This window comes from Cellulomonas sp. P22 (assembly GCF_044392165.1).
In genome coordinates, this window is the sequence record NZ_JBISBW010000009.1 from 16,998 (window position 1) to 33,200 (window position 16,203).

Annotated in this window: 14 protein-coding genes; 10 read left to right on the forward strand and 4 right to left on the reverse strand. The window is 73.5% G+C overall.

What is annotated here, in order from left to right:
- Positions 1-325: 325 nt before the first annotated feature.
- From ACGIF2_RS11915 to ACGIF2_RS11925, 3 genes are all read right to left on the reverse strand, one after another.
- Positions 326-1,123 (reverse strand): phosphotransferase, encoded by a 798-nt coding sequence (locus ACGIF2_RS11915; protein WP_396046863.1) that lies wholly within the window; start codon positions 1,121-1,123, stop codon positions 326-328.
- Entirely contained in the window at positions 1,120-2,142 is a 1,023-nt protein-coding gene (locus tag ACGIF2_RS11920; protein ID WP_396046865.1) for a DUF2804 domain-containing protein, read from the reverse strand. The genes ACGIF2_RS11915 and ACGIF2_RS11920 overlap by 4 nt, the downstream gene beginning before the upstream one ends.
- A gap of 96 nt (positions 2,143-2,238) precedes the next feature.
- Positions 2,239-3,084: a DUF2599 domain-containing protein gene (locus ACGIF2_RS11925; protein WP_396046867.1), complete on the reverse strand. Its 846-nt coding sequence runs from the start codon at positions 3,082-3,084 to the stop codon at positions 2,239-2,241.
- Positions 3,085-3,296: 212 nt separating this feature from the next.
- On the opposite strand from ACGIF2_RS11925, the gene purL reads away from it, so the two are divergent.
- From purL to purM, 9 genes are all read left to right on the forward strand, one after another.
- Positions 3,297-5,708 carry a phosphoribosylformylglycinamidine synthase subunit PurL gene (purL, locus tag ACGIF2_RS11930; protein WP_396046869.1) on the forward strand — a complete coding sequence of 804 codons (2,412 nt, stop codon included), beginning with the start codon at positions 3,297-3,299 and terminating at the stop codon, positions 5,706-5,708.
- A gap of 153 nt (positions 5,709-5,861) precedes the next feature.
- Positions 5,862-7,202 carry an NADP-specific glutamate dehydrogenase gene (gene gdhA / locus ACGIF2_RS11935; RefSeq protein WP_396047045.1) on the forward strand — a complete coding sequence of 447 codons (1,341 nt, stop codon included), beginning with the start codon at positions 5,862-5,864 and terminating at the stop codon, positions 7,200-7,202.
- A gap of 72 nt (positions 7,203-7,274) precedes the next feature.
- Positions 7,275-8,303, forward strand: a complete 1,029-nt coding sequence (gene rsgA, locus ACGIF2_RS11940) for a ribosome small subunit-dependent GTPase A (RefSeq protein WP_396046872.1) — start codon at positions 7,275-7,277, stop codon at positions 8,301-8,303.
- A 166-nt stretch (positions 8,304-8,469) separates the two neighbouring features.
- A complete protein-coding gene (locus ACGIF2_RS11945) occupies positions 8,470-9,822 on the forward strand; it encodes a glycoside hydrolase family 6 protein (RefSeq protein WP_396046874.1) in 1,353 nt (450 codons plus the stop codon).
- Between the two features lie 221 nt (positions 9,823-10,043).
- Positions 10,044-11,489: a glycoside hydrolase family 6 protein gene (locus ACGIF2_RS11950; protein WP_396046876.1), complete on the forward strand. Its 1,446-nt coding sequence runs from the start codon at positions 10,044-10,046 to the stop codon at positions 11,487-11,489.
- A 67-nt stretch (positions 11,490-11,556) separates the two neighbouring features.
- Entirely contained in the window at positions 11,557-11,940 is a 384-nt protein-coding gene (locus ACGIF2_RS11955; protein WP_396046878.1) for a sterol carrier family protein, read from the forward strand.
- A 77-nt stretch (positions 11,941-12,017) separates the two neighbouring features.
- Positions 12,018-12,383, forward strand: coding sequence for a histidine kinase (locus tag ACGIF2_RS11960; protein ID WP_396046880.1), 366 nt, complete (start codon positions 12,018-12,020; stop codon positions 12,381-12,383).
- Positions 12,384-12,450: 67 nt separating this feature from the next.
- The gene (gene purF / locus ACGIF2_RS11965) at positions 12,451-13,998 is read left to right on the forward strand and encodes an amidophosphoribosyltransferase (RefSeq protein ID WP_396046882.1); all 1,548 of its coding nucleotides are present in this window, start codon (positions 12,451-12,453) and stop codon (positions 13,996-13,998) included.
- Positions 13,995-15,119: a phosphoribosylformylglycinamidine cyclo-ligase gene (purM, locus tag ACGIF2_RS11970; protein WP_396046884.1), complete on the forward strand. Its 1,125-nt coding sequence runs from the start codon at positions 13,995-13,997 to the stop codon at positions 15,117-15,119. The genes purF and purM overlap by 4 nt, the downstream gene beginning before the upstream one ends.
- A 167-nt stretch (positions 15,120-15,286) precedes the next feature.
- On the opposite strand, the gene ACGIF2_RS11975 is transcribed toward purM, so the two are convergent.
- Positions 15,287-15,493 (reverse strand): DUF3073 domain-containing protein, encoded by a 207-nt coding sequence (locus ACGIF2_RS11975; protein ID WP_396046886.1) that lies wholly within the window; start codon positions 15,491-15,493, stop codon positions 15,287-15,289.
- Between the two features lie 457 nt (positions 15,494-15,950).
- On the opposite strand from ACGIF2_RS11975, the gene ACGIF2_RS11980 reads away from it, so the two are divergent.
- The gene (locus tag ACGIF2_RS11980; protein ID WP_066586452.1) at positions 15,951-16,160 is read left to right on the forward strand and encodes a BldC family transcriptional regulator; all 210 of its coding nucleotides are present in this window, start codon (positions 15,951-15,953) and stop codon (positions 16,158-16,160) included.
- The last annotated feature ends 43 nt before the right edge of the window (positions 16,161-16,203 follow it).

The window sequence follows — 16,203 nt, forward strand, 5'->3', positions numbered from 1 at the left end:
CGGCGCGCACCACGGCGGGGCGTGGGGCGGGGTACGGCGAGGAGCCGACGGATCGGCGGTGGGAGGCCGGGGCCTCAGGGGCTGGGGGGTCGCGAGCGACCCACGCTCAGCGTGCGGTCAGCGACAACACCGGGCGGCGCTCGACGCAGGGCGACAGCTGCGGAGGCACGGGGTGAGGGTCAGGGAGCGCATGATGCGGCGAGGTTACCAGGCGGTCGGGTGACGACGCCCAGGCGATCGGGGAGCGAGACGCCCCGTGGGCGTCGATCTGGCCCATCGCCTCGGTCATTCCCTCGGCCATACCCATCGCCGGGCGAGGATCGGGTCAGTCGAGCAGAGCCGCGCGCAGACCCACCGCGTGCGCCTCGACCCACTCGGCGTCGCGCCGCCAGTACCCGCCGTGACCCTCGTCCCACAGTCGTGCCCACGGCTGCTCACCGCTGCGGTGACCCTGGTCGAGCAGGTCGAACATGCTCCAGCAGCGCCGGGCCAGCAGGTCGGCGAGGCGTTCTCGACCGGGGCCGTCGAGCCGGTACCCGTCGGCGAGCGCCCGGAGCCGCACCCCCGAGAGCTCGGCCCCCGGACCGCCCGCGCCCGCCGGGGCCAGCGGTACGAACCCGTGCGCCGCGTACGCCAGGTCCCAGCCGCGGGTGCCCGGCCCGCACCCGTCCCAGTCGATGAGCACCAGGCGGTCCTCGGCCAGCACGAGGTTCCACGGCGCGAGGTCGTGGTGGATCACCAGGTCCGTGCCGTCCGGCGGGATGGCCGTCTGCCACACCGCGTCGGGCGGCGGCTCCCACCCATCGAGCGCGTCGTGCAGCTCGCGGGCCACCCGGCCGACCTCGTGCAGGTCCACCTCCGGCGAGCCGGGGACCGCCGGGTGCGCCATCGGCCCCGGCACGAACTCCAGGACGTGCCGACCCTGCGCGTCGAGGCCGAACGAGCGCGGCGCGTGGCGGAACCCCACGTCCTCGAGGTGCCGCAGCACCGCGTGCACCGCGGGGGTCGACGGCCCGGCCGGGCGGCGCACGGTGTCACCGACCCGCACGATCCCGGTCGTCACGTTGCCGCCGGTGAGCGGCACCTCCGCGACGTCTCGACCGTCACTCTCCGTGCGGTTCACCAGCGGTTGCGGGCCTCCTCGGCCCAGCCTTCGACTCCGTCGACGCGCACCCGCTCACCCGCGTCGGTGCTCATCCACCCCGTCCAGGTGCCGAAGCACTGGTGCGTCTCGCCCGCCACGACGCCCAGGTTCATGCGCGAGGCCCGCTCGTGGAACGGCGTGAACGTGAGGTCGACGCGCTCGCGGGCGACGTCGTGCACCCGCCACGGCGCGAGCCAGTCCGCGCGGTCGTACTCCCACACGAGCTCGTCGCTGTTCTTGTGCAGCCGGCCGTCGAGCAGCAGGGCGTTCTCGGTCGAGCCCGTGCCGTCGGTCCATCGGCCACCCACCTGCACGCCCACGGTGCGCCCGTCGACCAGCCCGCTGCCCGCACCCCAGTTCCACCGCATCGAGTACGGCCACCGCCCGCGGCCGTGGTCGAGCACCGCCCACGACGAGCCGTCGGGCACGTGGTGCGCCACGCCGTCGACCACGAGCGTGCCCGTCACGGGCCGGGCCACGTCCTTGACGGTGTACTGGAACCGGCGCGCGCTCCACGGCACCACGACCCCGAGGCTCTCGTGCCCCTCGTCCGAGGTCGACAGCAGGTCGACCTGCACCCGGTCGGTGCGGGCGCGCAGCCGGGTGCGCCGGTCGCCCTCGTCGAGCGCGATCTCCAGGCCGCGCGCGGTCGCCCGCGACGGCCCGGTACCGCAGCTGGCGGGCAGCACCGCACCGCGCGCGAAGGGCACGACCGCGACCCGGTCGATCTCCTCGCCCGTCGTGCGGTCGAGCACCCACACCTGGTGCTGCGCCGCGTAGTCGAGGCTCGCGACGGTCAGGGCGACCACGTGGGTCGGGGTCATGACGCCCCAGTACTCCCAGCGCTTCGTGCGACCCCAGCCGCGCAGCGCGGTGCCGTGCAGCGGGCGCCGGCTCCAACCGACGGCGGCGGGGTTGAGCCGCCCGGAGGGCAGGCACAGGTCGACGGGCTCGGTGATCTCGCGTTCGGTCGCGGTCACGTCACGGTCGGTGGGCACGGGACTCCTTCGTCGGGTGGCCACGACCGTAGCGGCTCGGCAGGGGCGGCGGACAGGCTCGCGGTGCGGTGCATCAGCCCACGAGAGCCCGCCCGGTCAGGTGGGGTTGCAGCGGGCCGCGAGTGTCGCGAGCGAACCGACGTCGGGCCGCCACGGCTCGAGGTTCCAGGCGGCCTTGTCGGGGGCGCCGACCGCGTGGCACAGCAGCTGGTCGTGCATGCCGTTCGTGTCGGCCTCGGGCTCCTGCGCGATCACGGCCGCCCACACGCCTTCCTGCGCGGCGAGCCCACCGGCGCGGGCCCACGTGGTCGGGCGCACCGCGAGCGACCTGCCCCCCTCGCGCTCGCCCCAGTCGGCCGGGTCGTCCAGCATCCGGGTGCCGAACCACAGCGTCACGGTGCCCGCGGGCAGGGTCGCCGCCCTGGTGAGTGCCGTGACGCTGAGCTCGAGGATGTCGTCGCCGACGGCCGTGAACCGGGCCTTGAGCGCGTCGCCCGACGTGGTCGTCGTCGGAGCCGCGAGCCCGCCCGTCAACGCGCCGTCGGGGTCGCGCAGCTCCACCGAACCGTCCCCCAGCACGTCGAACGTGCTGCCCGACGGCGCCGCCAGGGTCACGACGAGCGCGGGTGCGGCGGTCGCGTCGGCCACGGCGAGGGTGAGTCGCACCGACCCGTCGTCGAGCGTCTCGGTGCGCGGGTCGCCGGCCGTGGCCGCCGCGGTGAGCGTCACGTCACCCGCTGTGAGCGGAGCGCCGTGCGCCCGGACGTCGTCGGCTGTGCGCGGCCCGGGGGAGGGCGTCCGGGCCGGACCGGGCGTCGTGACCGTCGGCGGTGACGGCGCCGGCGTGGCGGTGCCGGTGCATCCCGCGAGCAGGGCCGCCCCGAGCGCCAGCGTCACCGCCGGCACCGCGGCACGTCGCTCGGTCCTCGTCCTCCTCAGCACGGTGGCACCGTAACCCGCCGTCGAGAAGCGGCTGGAGCACTCGACGGCTCGGACGCGACCAGACCATGACTGCCGGTCCGTCCGTCCCGCCTCGACGGCGTGCCCGCACCCTGGTCGCCGGGCCCGGGGACCCGGGGACGCCGGTAGCCTGGCCTGGTCTTCCGACGGACCCCGCGGACCCTGCCGTCCGGGCCACCCACTCGAGGGAATCGATGACCAGCGCGCCTCAGAACGCCCCCGCCCCGCACGCGACCGACGCCCGACGTCACTCGGACACGGTCGAGCACGCCGCAGCGACCCCCGAGCAGGAGCAGCCCTTCGCGGAGCTGGGCCTCAAGCCCGACGAGTACCAGCGGATCCGCGACATCCTGGGCCGGCGCCCCACGGCCGCCGAGCTCGCGATGTACTCGGTGATGTGGTCCGAGCACTGCTCGTACAAGTCGTCCAAGGTGCACCTGGGCCAGTTCGGCGACAAGACCACCCCCGAGATGAAGAAGCACCTGCTGGTGGGCATCGGCGAGAACGCGGGCGTCGTGGACATCGGTGACGGCTGGGCGGTCACGTTCAAGGTCGAGTCGCACAACCACCCGTCGTACGTCGAGCCCTACCAGGGTGCGGCGACGGGCGTCGGCGGCATCGTGCGCGACATCATCTCGATGGGCGCGCGTCCCGTGGCGGTCATGGACCAGCTGCGGTTCGGTGCGATCGACCACGCCGACACGGCGCGCGTGGTGCACGGCGTGGTCGCGGGCGTGGGCGGCTACGGCAACTCGCTCGGTCTGCCGAACATCGGCGGCGAGCTCGTGTTCGACGCCTGCTACCAGGGCAACCCGCTCGTCAACGCCCTGTGTCTCGGGGTGCTGCGGCATGAGGACATCCACCTCGCGAACGCGTCGGGCACCGGCAACAAGATCGTCCTGTTCGGGGCGCGCACGGGCGGCGACGGCATCGGCGGCGCGTCCATCCTCGCGAGCGAGACGTTCGACGACGAGAAGCCCTCGAAGCGCCCGTCGGTGCAGGTGGGCGACCCGTTCATGGAGAAGGTGCTCATCGAGTGCTGCCTCGAGCTCTACGCCGCGCGCGTGGTCGAGGGCATCCAGGACCTGGGCGCCGCGGGCATCTCGTGCGCCACGAGCGAGCTCGCGTCGAACGGTGACGGCGGCATGCACGTGGACCTCGAGAACGTGCTGCTGCGCGACCCGACCCTGACGGCCGGCGAGATCCTCATGTCGGAGTCGCAGGAACGCATGATGGCGGTCGTCACGCCCGAGAAGCTCGACGAGTTCCTGGCCATCACGGGCAAGTGGGACGTCGAGACGGCGATCATCGGCGAGGTCACCGGCACCGGCCGACTGACCATCGACCACGACGGCGAGCGCATCGTGGACGTGGACCCCAAGACCGTCGCGCACGAGGGTCCGGTCTACCACCGCCCGTTCGCCCGGCCCGCGTGGCAGGACGGCCTCAACGCGGACTCGATCAGCGGTGACGCGGCCGACCGCGCCGCGCGTCCCTCGACTCCCGACGAGCTGCGCGCGACCCTGCTGCGGCTGCTCGCCTCGCCGAACCTCGCGTCGAAGGCGTGGGTGACCGACCAGTACGACCGCTTCGTGCAGGGCAACACGGCCCTGGCCCAGCCCGACGACTCGGGCGTGGTCCGCGTCGACGAGGAGACCGGGCTCGGGGTCGCGCTCGCGACCGACGCGAACGGCCGCTACACCAAGCTCGACCCGTACACCGGTGCGCAGCTCGCGCTCGCGGAGGCGTACCGCAACGTCGCCACCACGGGCGCCCGCCCGCTCGCGGTGACCGACTGCCTGAACTTCGGCAGCCCGGAGGACCCCGACGCGATGTGGCAGCTCGTCGAGGCCATCCGCGGGCTCGCCGACGGGTGCCAGGTGCTGGGGGTGCCCGTCACGGGCGGCAACGTCAGCCTCTACAACGGCACGGGTGAGCCCGGCCGCATCGACTCCTCGATCCACCCGACCCCGGTGGTCGGCGTGCTCGGCGTGATCGACGACGTGGCCGACGCGACCCCGTCGGGCTGGACCACGCCGGGCCAGGCCATCTACCTGCTGGGGACCACGCGCGACGAGCTCGACGGCTCGGCGTGGGCCGACGTGGTGCACGAGCACCTGGGTGGCCTGCCGCCGCGCGTCGACCTCGACGCCGAGCGCCGGCTGGCCGAGGTGCTGGCCCACGCGAGCCGCGACGACCTGGTGGACGCCGCGCACGACCTCTCCGAGGGCGGCCTCGCGCAGGCCCTCGTCGAGGCGAGCCTGCGCTTCGGCACGGGTGCGCAGGTCAGCCTCGCCGGGCTGTGCGAGCGCGACGGGGTGAGCCCGTTCGCCGCGCTGTTCTCCGAGTCCGGCGCTCGTGCCCTCGTGGCCGTCCCGCGCAGCGAGGAGGTCCGGTTCGCGGACCTGTGCACCGCGCGCGGCGTCCCGGCCCTGCGCATCGGCGTGACGGCGGAGACGTGCAGCGCCGGCGCCGGCGCCGTGTCGGGGGCCTCGGTCACCGAGCACGCGCACGTGCCCGCGGTCGAGGTCGAGGGGCTGTTCACCCTGCCGCTCGACGAGGCCCGTGCGGCCGCCGCACAGACTCTCCCGGCGCACTTCGGGTGAGATGACCGGAGCCCCCGGCTGACCGTCGGGGGCCCAGAGGCCCGGCGCGCCGCGTCGTGCCACGCTCAGAGGACGGACGTCCTCGCGCCGGCGCCCCCCAGCAACGGGGCGCGCCCGGCTGCGGGCGAGGACGAAGGGAGTGCAGTCGTGACCGTGACCGTACAGCTCGAGACCGTGCTGGAGCAGGTGCTGCGCCGGAACCCCGGTGAGCTGGAGTTCCACCAGGCGGTCCGCGAGGTCTTCGACAGCCTCGGTCCCGTGCTCCGCAAGAACCCCCAGTACGTCGACGCCGCTGTGCTCGAGCGCATCTGCGAGCCCGAGCGGCAGATCATCTTCCGGGTGCCGTGGGTCGACGACCAGGGTCGCGTGCAGATCAACCGCGGCTTCCGCGTCGAGTTCAACTCGGCGCTCGGCCCGTACAAGGGCGGGCTGCGGTTCCACCCGTCGGTGTACCTGGGCATCGTGAAGTTCCTCGGCTTCGAGCAGGTCTTCAAGAACTCGCTCACGGGCATGCCCATCGGTGGCGGCAAGGGCGGCTCGGACTTCGACCCGCGTGGTCGTTCCGACGGCGAGGTCATGCGCTTCTGCCAGTCGTTCATGACGGAGCTGTACCGCCACATCGGCGAGTACACGGACGTCCCGGCGGGCGACATCGGGGTGGGTGGCCGGGAGATCGGCTACCTGTTCGGCCAATACAAGCGCATCACGAACCGCTACGAGTCCGGGGTCCTGACGGGCAAGGGCGTGTCGTGGGGCGGCTCGCTCGTGCGCACCGAGGCCACCGGCTACGGCACCGTGCTGTTCGCCGAGAACATGCTGCGCACGGCCGGCAAGGACCTCGACGGCAGGCGGGTCGTCGTCTCCGGATCGGGCAACGTCGCGATCTACGCGATCGAGAAGGCCCAGCAGCTCGGCGCGCACGTCGTCGCGTGCTCAGACTCGACCGGCTCGGTCGTGGACGAGCAGGGCATCGACGTCGCGCTCCTCCAGCAGGTCAAGGAGGTCGAGCGAGCTGGCCTCGCGACGTACGCCGAGCGCCGCGGTGACGGGGCGGCGTTCCGCGCCGGGGCCCGGGTGTGGGACGTCAAGGCCGACGTGGCGCTGCCGTGCGCGACGCAGAACGAGCTCGACGCGTCGGACGCCCGCCGGCTGCTCGCCAACGGCGTGGTGGCGGTCGCCGAGGGCGCGAACATGCCGACGACGCCCGAGGCCGTGGCCCTGTTCCAGGAGGCCGGCGTTCTGTTCGCCCCCGGCAAGGCCGCCAACGCGGGCGGGGTCGCGACGTCGGCCCTCGAGATGCAGCAGAACGCGAGCCGCGACTCGTGGTCCTTCGACTACACCGAGGACCGGCTGGCCGCGATCATGTCGGGCATCCACGACCGGTGCGCGCTCACCGCTGACGAGTACGGCCACCCGGGCAACTACGTGATGGGCGCGAACATCGCGGGCTTCACCAAGGTCGCCGACGCGATGCTGGCGCTCGGCATCATCTGATCCTCCCGGCGGTCGTGCCGGCACCCTGGAAATTCGGTGGCCGGTGGGTGCTCGCCGTCCTAGCGTCGCGGCATGGTCCCTGGAGCCCGACGCGTCGCCCGTGTCGACCGTGGCGCCGTCCTGCTGGTGCCGGACGGCGCCCTGCACGCGCCTGAGGTGCATGTCGAGCCCGTGCGGGTGGGGCTCGACCACGACGGGCTCGTGCCGGGGCCGGACGGCGAGCGCACCGCACCCACCGTCGGCGACCTGGTGGTGGTGGGGGAGCGGGCCGACGGCACGGCGGTCGTCACCGCGCTGGTGCGGCGCCGCAGCGCGCTCGTGCGGGACTCCGCAGGGGGGACGTCCCGCACCCAGGTGATGGCCGCGAACGTGGACGTGGTGCTGGTCGCCGAGCACCTCGACCCCGATCCCGACCTGGGGCGCATCGAGCGGCTGCTGGTGCTGGCGTGGCGCTCGGGCGCGCGGCCCGTCGTGGTGCTCACCAAGGCCGACCTGGTCCCGGACCCGTCGGGGCTGGCCGCCGAGGTCCGCGAGGTGGCGCTCGGCGTCGACGTGCACGTGGTGAGCGCGGGCTGCGGCGAGGGGCTCGATCCGCTGCGTGCCCTGCTCGCGCCCGACGTCGCGATCGTGCTGGTCGGACCCTCGGGGGCGGGGAAGTCGACGCTCGTCAACGCGCTCGCCGGGGCGCCGGTCATGGAGACGGGTGAGCGTCGCGCGGACGGCCGCGGGCGGCACACCACGACCCACCGTGAGCTCGTGCCGCTGGGTCACGGCGCGATGCTCATCGACACCCCGGGCATCCGCGGCGTCGGGGTGGTCGCGGACGAGGACGCGCTCGACGCCACCTTCGCGGACGTCGAGGCGCTCGCGAAGGGGTGCCGGTTCGCGGACTGCGCGCACGGCCGTGAACCGGGGTGCGCGGTGCGGGCGGCGCTCGACGACGGCAGCCTGCCCGAGCGCCGGTTCGACAGCTGGCAGCGGCTCGGCCGCGAGATGGCGTTCCAGGCCCGCCGCGCCGACGCGGCCCTCGCGGCGCAGGACCGGGCGCGCGTCAAGAAGCAGGCCCGGGCCTACCGCTCGCGGACGCGTCCGCCCGCCTGAGCGGCGGAGAGCAGGGGCGCGACGGAGGCGAAACGTTTCGGACGTCGCGGATGTCGCACGAGGCCTGGCGTCCACCGCCCAGAGACGGTTGTGTCGACTCCCGACAGCAGCGACGCGGGTCCGGACGACGTCCCGTCGGTCGCTCCCCTCGTCGACGGAGAGATCCATGTCCCAGCGCAGGAAGGCCGCCGCTCTGCTGAGCGCGAGCCTGCTCACCGTGACCGGAGTCGGTCTCGTCACCGCCACCACGGCCCAGGCGGCCCCCGGCTGCCGTGTCGACTACAGCATCACCAACCAGTGGAGCAGCGGGTTCGGCGCCGACGTGGCCGTCACGAACCTGGGTGACCCCGTGACGTCCTGGACCGTCGAGTGGACCTTCGCGGCCGGGCAGAAGGTGACCCAGCTGTGGAACGGCACGGCGACCCAGACCGGCACCACGGTGTCGGTCGCGAGCCTGCCGTGGAACGGTTCGCTCTCGACGGGCGCCCGCACGAGCTTCGGGTTCAACGGCTCATGGAGCGGGTCCAACCCGGTGCCCACGTCGTTCCGGCTCAACGGGACGGCCTGCACGGGCACGGTGACCACCACCTCGCCGACGGCCACCGCCACCGCCACGCCCACCTCCACCGCCACACCCACCGTGACACCGACCCCCACCCCGACTGTCACGCCGCCGCCGGTCACGAGCGGCTTCTACGTCGACCCGACCACGCAGGCAGCCCGTGCGGCGGCCGCTGCGTCGGGCGAGACGAAGACGCTGCTCGACAAGATCGGGCAGACGCCGCAGGGCTACTGGGTCGGCGACTGGGCGGACTCCGCGGTCGCGGCGGCCGGCGTCGCGGACTACACCGGACGGGCGCTGGCCGCGGGCAAGACCGCGCTGCTCGTGGTGTACGCGATCCCCGGCCGCGACTGCGGCTCGTACTCGGGCGGCGGGGTCGCGACGAGCGAGTACGCGCGGTGGATCGACACGGTCGCGGCGGGCATCAAGGGCAAGCCGTGGGTCGTGCTCGAGCCCGACGCGCTCGCGCAGCTCGGCGACTGCTCGGGCCAGGGCGACCGGGTGGCGTACCTCCAGTACGCCGCGAAGGCCCTGACGCTGAAGGGCGCCCGCGTGTACCTGGACGTCGGGCACTCGAGCTGGCTGGGTGCCTCCGAGGCGGCGCGGCGCCTGAACCTGGTGGGCTTCGAGTACGCCGTGGGCTTCGCGCTCAACACGTCGAACTACCAGACCACAGCGGCATCGACGGCCTACGGCAGGACGATCTCGGGCCTGACCGGCGGCAAGACCTTCGTGATCGACACCTCGCGCAACGGCAACGGCTCGAACGGCGAGTGGTGCAACCCCCGGGGCCGGGCGCTCGGTGAGCGGCCGACGGCGGTGGGCAGCGGCGGGCTCGACGCGCTGCTGTGGGTCAAGCTGCCCGGCGAGAGCGACGGCACGTGCAACGGCGGCCCCGCCGCCGGCCGGTGGTGGCAGGAGATCGCCCTGGAGATGGCGCGCAACGCGAAGTGGTGAGCCGCCGCTGACGGCGCACCCCTGACGGACGCCGGTCGACCCGCAGCCCCCCGGGCGGGTCGACCGGCGTCCGTCGTGCGAGGGTGTCCTCCCAGATGGCGTTCTGATGAGAGTTCGCCGAAGCCCTGGTGCGCGGGCCCGCCGTCGTGTTTCCTCATCCTCGACCGGGGTCGCGCGCACCGTGTGGTCGAGGTGCGTCGGACGACGCGGACGGGAGCGGGATGAGGCGGAGGACCACGACCATCGCGGTCGCGGTGGCGGGGGTGCTGGTCGTGGCCGGGTCGGTCGCGCTCGTGTCCGAGGCCGCGCAGGGGTCGGCCACCCGGTGCCGGGTCGACTACACGGTGACGAACCAGTGGGCCCGGGGCTTCTCGGCCGACGTGTCGGTGACGAACCTCGGCGACCCGGTCACCTCGTGGACCGTCGGGTGGACGTGGCCGAGCGGCCAGCGGATCACCTCGGTCGCGAACGGGACGGCCACGACCACGGACACCGCGGTGCGGGTCGCGAGCCAGCACCGGGACGCCCCGGTGCCGACGGGCGGCACGGCGAGCTTCTCGTTCGACGCGTCCTGGAAGGGCGCGAACACAGCCCCTACGTCGTTCCGGCTCAACGGCCGCACGTGCACCACCGGCGACCCGAGCGCCACGTCGGTCCCGTCGACCCCCACGACGACCGCGTCCGCGGCGGACCCGGTCGCACCCGCCGCCGAACCGTCCGCGAGCCCGACCGCACCCGACGCCCCCGACGCCACGACCGGGACCCCGTCGGGGACGCCCGATGCGCCCACCGCAGCCGCCCCCACCGCCACCGAGACCGTGGCGGGCGCCCGGTTCTACGTCAACCCCGACACCCAGGCGTACCGCGCGGCCGCTGCCGCGACAGGCGAGACCAAGCGGCTGCTCGACAAGATCGCGCAGACGCCCCAGGCCTTCTGGGTCGACGACTGGAACGGGGCGGAGCAGGCTCGCGCGGAGGTGCGCGACTACACCACGCGCGCGGTCGCCGCGGGCAAGACGCCGGTGGTGGTCGTCTACGCCATCCCCGGCCGCGACTGCGGCTGGTACTCGCAGGGCGGCATCGAGCAGAGCAGGTACGCGGCCTGGGTCGACGCGGTCGCGGACAGCATGGTGGGGCACCCGTGGGTGGTCCTCGAGCCCGACGCCCTCCCCCAGATCGGCACGTGCGACGGGCAGGGCGACCGCGCGGGGTACCTCAGGTACGCCGCGAAGTCCCTCACCGAGCGGGCCGGGGCGCGCGTCTACCTCGAGATCGGGAACTCGGCGTGGCTCACCCCCGACCAGGCCGCCGAGAAGCTCGACCTCGTGGGCTTCGACCATGCGGCGGGGTTCGCGTTCAACACGTCGAACTTCCAGCCCACCGACGCCTCGCGGGCGTGGGGCGAGCAGGTCTCGGCGCGCGTCGGGGGCAAGCCGTTCGTGATCGACACCTCGCGCAACGGCAACGGCGGCGACGGCGGGAACTGGTGCAACCCGGCAGGCCGGGCGCTCGGCGAACGGCCCCGCGTGGTCGGCGAGCGCGGGCTCGACGCGCTGCTGTGGGTCAAGCTGCCGGGGGAGAGCGACGGCCCGTGCAACGGGGGACCCGAGGCCGGGACGTGGTGGGAGGCGGGCGCGCTCGAGCTGGCCCGCAACGCGGCGTGGTGAGCGGCCCGCTCCGGGCCCCGTGACAACGGTCGCCGTCGGGCCGCGGCGGCTCGGGCATGATCGGGGCATGGGTGTGCGACGACGGACGGATCCGGCCGAGGGACGCGTGGCCGTCGGGCAGTGGCGCGACGCGGGCGGTGACGTGCCGGTCGCGGTACGGCGCACCGCGGTGCGGTTCACGCTCGAGGAGCTGGCCGACGTCGCCCCGGGGCGTTCGGTCGAGGTGCGGGTGCCCCCCGACGGCGCGGTGCAGGCGATCGAGGGTCCGCGGCACACCCGCGGCACCCCGCCCAACGTCGTCGAGACCGACCCGCAGACGTGGTTGGCCCTCGCCACGGGCGAGCTCGGGTGGGATGAGGCTGTCGCGTCGGGCGCGGTCTCTGCCTCGGGCGAGCGGGCCGACCTCACGGCGTGGCTCCCGCTCCAGGCGACGCGGCGCCGCACGTCCTGAGGGCGCCCTGAGACGCAGGTCGCACCGCGGCGCCGGGAGGTTCGTCCGGTCTCATGCGGCTGACCTACCATCGTCGGGTGTCCGAGCCGCAGCCCCAGCACAGCGAACCGCCCGTGAGCGACCAGCCCGTGGGTGACCAGCCACGCCTCCCCACCGAGGCCGAGCTGGCGCGCGTCGCCACCCCCGTCACTGTGCGCCGCGCGCCCCGCTACCGGCCGTTCATGACCGCCGGCGCCCTCGTGGGGGTCGTGGTGGCCGTGGTGCTCGTGCAGGTCCTGGCGACGGGCGACTACTTCGAGGCCGACGGCACCGGGTTCGTCTCGGTGCTCGACGGGCGCGGTTCGGTGCGGCTCCTCATGGCGCTCGGGCTCGGTGTGCTGGGCGCCTTCGTGGGTGGGGCGCTCGCCGTCCTGGCGGACCGCCGGAGCCTGCGCGGCCGCTGAGCGCGCGCCCTTCCGATCCTCGGATCGCGGGAACGTGGCCTCAGTCACCTGTGCGACCATGGAGCACGTGGCCCTTCGCGGAGACGGACTTCTGACCCACGACCTTCTACCGGCCGAGAAAGGCCCCCAGGACGCCTGCGGTGTCTTCGGGGTCTGGGCGCCAGGTGAAGAGGTCGCCAAGCTCACCTACTTCGGGCTGTACGCGCTGCAGCACCGTGGGCAGGAGTCCGCGGGCATCGCGACCTCGAACGGCGAGCAGCTGCTGGTCTACAAGGACATGGGGCTCGTGTCCCAGGTCTTCGACGAGACGGCCCTCAACGCCCTGACCGGGCACATCGCGATCGGGCACACGCGCTACTCCACGACCGGCGCGAGCACGTGGGAGAACGCCCAGCCGACGCTCGGCGCGACCTCGGGCGGCACGATCGCCCTGGGGCACAACGGCAACCTCACCAACTCGGCCGAGCTCGTCGACCTCGTCGCCGAGCGGTACGGCCCGCAGCGACGCGGCGAGCTGGCCCGCGGCAACACGACCGACACCGCGCTGGTCACGGCCCTGCTCGCGGGCGACCCGGACCACACGCTCGAGGCCACCGCGCTCGAGGTGCTGCCGCGGCTGCGCGGGGCCTTCTGCCTCGTCTTCATGGACGAGCACACGCTCTACGCCGCGCGCGACCCGCAGGGCGTGCGCCCGCTCGTCCTGGGCCGTCTCGAGCGCGGCTGGGTCGTGGCCTCGGAGACCGCCGCGCTCGACATCGTGGGTGCGTCGTTCGTGCGCGAGGTCGAGCCCGGCGAGTTCATCGCGATCGACGCGGACGGCCTGCGCACCCAGCGGTTCGCCCCCGTCGAGCGCGCGGGCTGCGTGTTCGAGTACGTGTACCTGGCCCGGCCCGACACCTCGATCGCGGGCCGCTCCGTGCACGCCGCGCGCGTCGACATGGGCCGCCGGCTCGCGCTCGAGCACCCCGTCGAGGCCGACCTGGTCATCCCCGTGCCCGAGTCAGGGACGCCCGCGGCCGTCGGCTACGCGGCCGCGTCGGGCATCCCGTTCGGTCAGGGGCTGACCAAGAACGCCTACGTGGGACGCACCTTCATCCAGCCGTCGCAGACGCTGCGCCAGCTGGGCATCCGGCTCAAGCTCAACCCGTTGCGCGACGTGATCCGCGGCAAGCGGCTCGTGGTGGTCGACGACTCGATCGTGCGCGGCAACACCCAGCGGGCGCTCGTGCGGATGCTGCGCGAGGCCGGCGCCGCCGAGGTGCACGTGCGCATCAGCTCGCCGCCCGTGAAGTGGCCGTGCTTCTACGGCATCGACTTCGCGACCCGCGCCGAGCTCATCGCGAACGGCCTGTCACCCGACGAGATCGCGTCGTCGCTGGGCGCCGACTCGCTCGGGTACATCTCGATGGAGGGCATGATCGCCGCCACCGAGCAACCAGCCTCGCAGCTGTGCACAGCGTGCTTCAGCGGCAGATATCCCATCGAGCTCCCTCCCGAGTCGCGGCTCGGGAAGAACCTGCTCGAGCAGAACGAGCTCCCGCTGGGGGCCCCGGAGGACGGGTTGTCGACATTGCTGACCGGACCTGGCGGATCGACCGCCCTGGAACACCCGTGACCGCGCCGCAGGGCGTCACGTACGCCGCCGCCGGGGTCGACACGCACGCGGGCGACAAGGCCGTCGAGCTCATGAAGGACGCGGTGCGTGCGACGCACGGTCCCCAGGTGCTGGGCGGGGTCGGCGGCTTCGCGGGTCTCTACGACGCCTCGGCGCTCGTGGGCTACCGGCGTCCGCTGCTCGCGACCTCGACCGACGGCGTGGGCACCAAGGTCGCGATCGCGCAGGCGCTCGACATCCACGACACGATCGGCTTCGACCTCGTCGGCATGGTCGTGGACGACATCGTCGTGGTCGGCGCCAAGCCGCTGTTCATGACCGACTACATCGCGTGCGGCCGGGTCGTCCCCGAGCGCATCGCCGGCATCGTGCGCGGCATCGCTGCGGCCTGCGAGGTGGCCGGCACGGCGCTCGTGGGCGGCGAGACGGCCGAGCACCCGGGTCTGCTGGGCCCCGACGAGTACGACGTGGCCGGTGCCGCGACGGGCGTGGTCGAGGCCGACGCGCTGCTGGGCCCCGACCGGGTGCGCGCGGGCGACGTGCTGGTCGCGCTCGGGTCGAGCGGGCTGCACTCGAACGGCTACTCGCTGGTCCGCAAGGTCATCGAGATCGCGGGCTGGGGGCTCGAGCGGCACGTGCCCGATCTGGGTCGCACGCTCGGCGAGGAGCTGCTGGTCCCGACGCGGGTGTACGCGACCGACTGCCTGGCGCTCGTGGAGCGTTCAGCGGGCGGGGTGCACGCGTTCTCGCACGTCACCGGCGGCGGGCTCGCGGCCAACGTGGCGCGCGTGCTGCCGGCCGGGCTGGTGGCCGACGTCGAGCGGGGCAGCTGGGTGCTCCCGCCGGTCTTCGAGATGGTGCGCACGCTCGGCCAGGTGCCGTGGGGCGACCTCGAGAGCACGCTGAACCTCGGTGTCGGCATGGTGGCGATCGTCGCTCCCGAGGCAGTCGACGGGGTGCTCGCGCACGCCGCCGAGCTCGGGCTGCCGGCCTGGGAGCTCGGAGCCGTCCGTGACCTCGACCCGCTGCGCGACGTGGCCGGCGACAGCGAGCTCGTCACAGGGACCAAGGGTGTGCAGGCAGGTGCCGTGCGGATGGCCGGGAGCTACCGCACGGCGTGAGAGGTCCGGCGTGAGAGGTCCGGCCCGGTGGCCGCGCGGTTCGTTGCGCGGCGCCGGGCGGGGTCAGTGGGTGCGATCCGAAGAGACCGTCGCCGTCCCGCCGCACAGCGCAGGTGCGCGGTGCGTCGGGGACAGCGACGTGGCTGCGCTGAACCTCGTTCGGAGGGTCAGCGCTCGTCAGGCCAGGAACGGTGCTCGCCTGGCCCATCCGCGTCATCGTCTGTGTCCACAGCACGGCGGCTGTCGGTCACGACATCGTTGCGGCCTCGCGACGTGAGCTCCTGCTCGAGAGCTCGGTAATTGGTCTCCGGGCTGAAGTACTTCAGCTCCCGAGCGACCTTCGTCTGCTTAGCCTTCTGACGGCCGCGCCCCATGGCATCGACCCCCTCTTACGTGGATGCGGGGCGGCACCGTGCGTACACGTGCGGCCCCGGGGTGCTGAATCGTCTCTTCGTGGGGCAACGGTACATGCTCGGCCGCTATTCCTACCACTCGCGTCCGACCCGTGGGGGGCGACGGTGCTCACACGGTCGGTCTGGGTGGACTGGGGCTGCACCGACCGGACGGTAGGGATTACTCTGGTTGTGACCGATACGCACTGTCTGCATGAGACGTTCGTGAGAATCAGCCGTTCGACCCGCGAACCATATGCGGCTTTCGACCAGGTACGTCATGCTGAGCGGCAGCGCTGCAGGGGGCAGGGCATCACCTGAGCTTCCGCTCGCGGAGCTCACCGGTGGTGCCTCGGTTGGAAGTACGACACACGAGACTGCACGACCCACGGGACACGATGTCCCGGACCGCGGGTCGTGCGCCACCTGGAGGCAGTCGATGTCCGCACACCCCGCAGAGTCCGAGGCCCTGCTCACCCCGTCCGAGGTCGCCACGCTGTTCCGCGTCGACCCGAAGACCGTGACCCGGTGGGCGAAGGCGGGCAAGCTGTCCTCGATCCGCACGCTCGGTGGACACCGCCGATACCGCGAGTCCGAGGTCCGCGAGCTCCTCAACGGCGTCCCGCAGCCGCGCGAGGGCAAGGCCTGAGCGTTGCTCCGCGCGCACCGTCCGCCTCGCTGAAGGTCGCGCG

Bases quoted from the DNA above. Each gene is read 5' to 3' on its own strand.
- rsgA (WP_396046872.1), top strand. From the start codon at position 7,275: ATGGTCCCTGGAGCCCGACGCGTCGCCCGTGTCGACCGTGGCGCCGTC.
- ACGIF2_RS11950 (WP_396046876.1), top strand. From the start codon at position 10,044: ATGAGGCGGAGGACCACGACCATCGCGGTCGCGGTGGCGGGGGTGCTG.
- ACGIF2_RS11945 (WP_396046874.1), top strand. From the start codon at position 8,470: ATGTCCCAGCGCAGGAAGGCCGCCGCTCTGCTGAGCGCGAGCCTGCTC.
- ACGIF2_RS11980 (WP_066586452.1), top strand. From the start codon at position 15,951: ATGTCCGCACACCCCGCAGAGTCCGAGGCCCTGCTCACCCCGTCCGAG.
- ACGIF2_RS11975 (WP_396046886.1), bottom strand. From the start codon at position 15,493: ATGGGGCGCGGCCGTCAGAAGGCTAAGCAGACGAAGGTCGCTCGGGAG.
- ACGIF2_RS11955 (WP_396046878.1), top strand. From the start codon at position 11,557: ATGGGTGTGCGACGACGGACGGATCCGGCCGAGGGACGCGTGGCCGTC.
- purL (WP_396046869.1), top strand. From the start codon at position 3,297: ATGACCAGCGCGCCTCAGAACGCCCCCGCCCCGCACGCGACCGACGCC.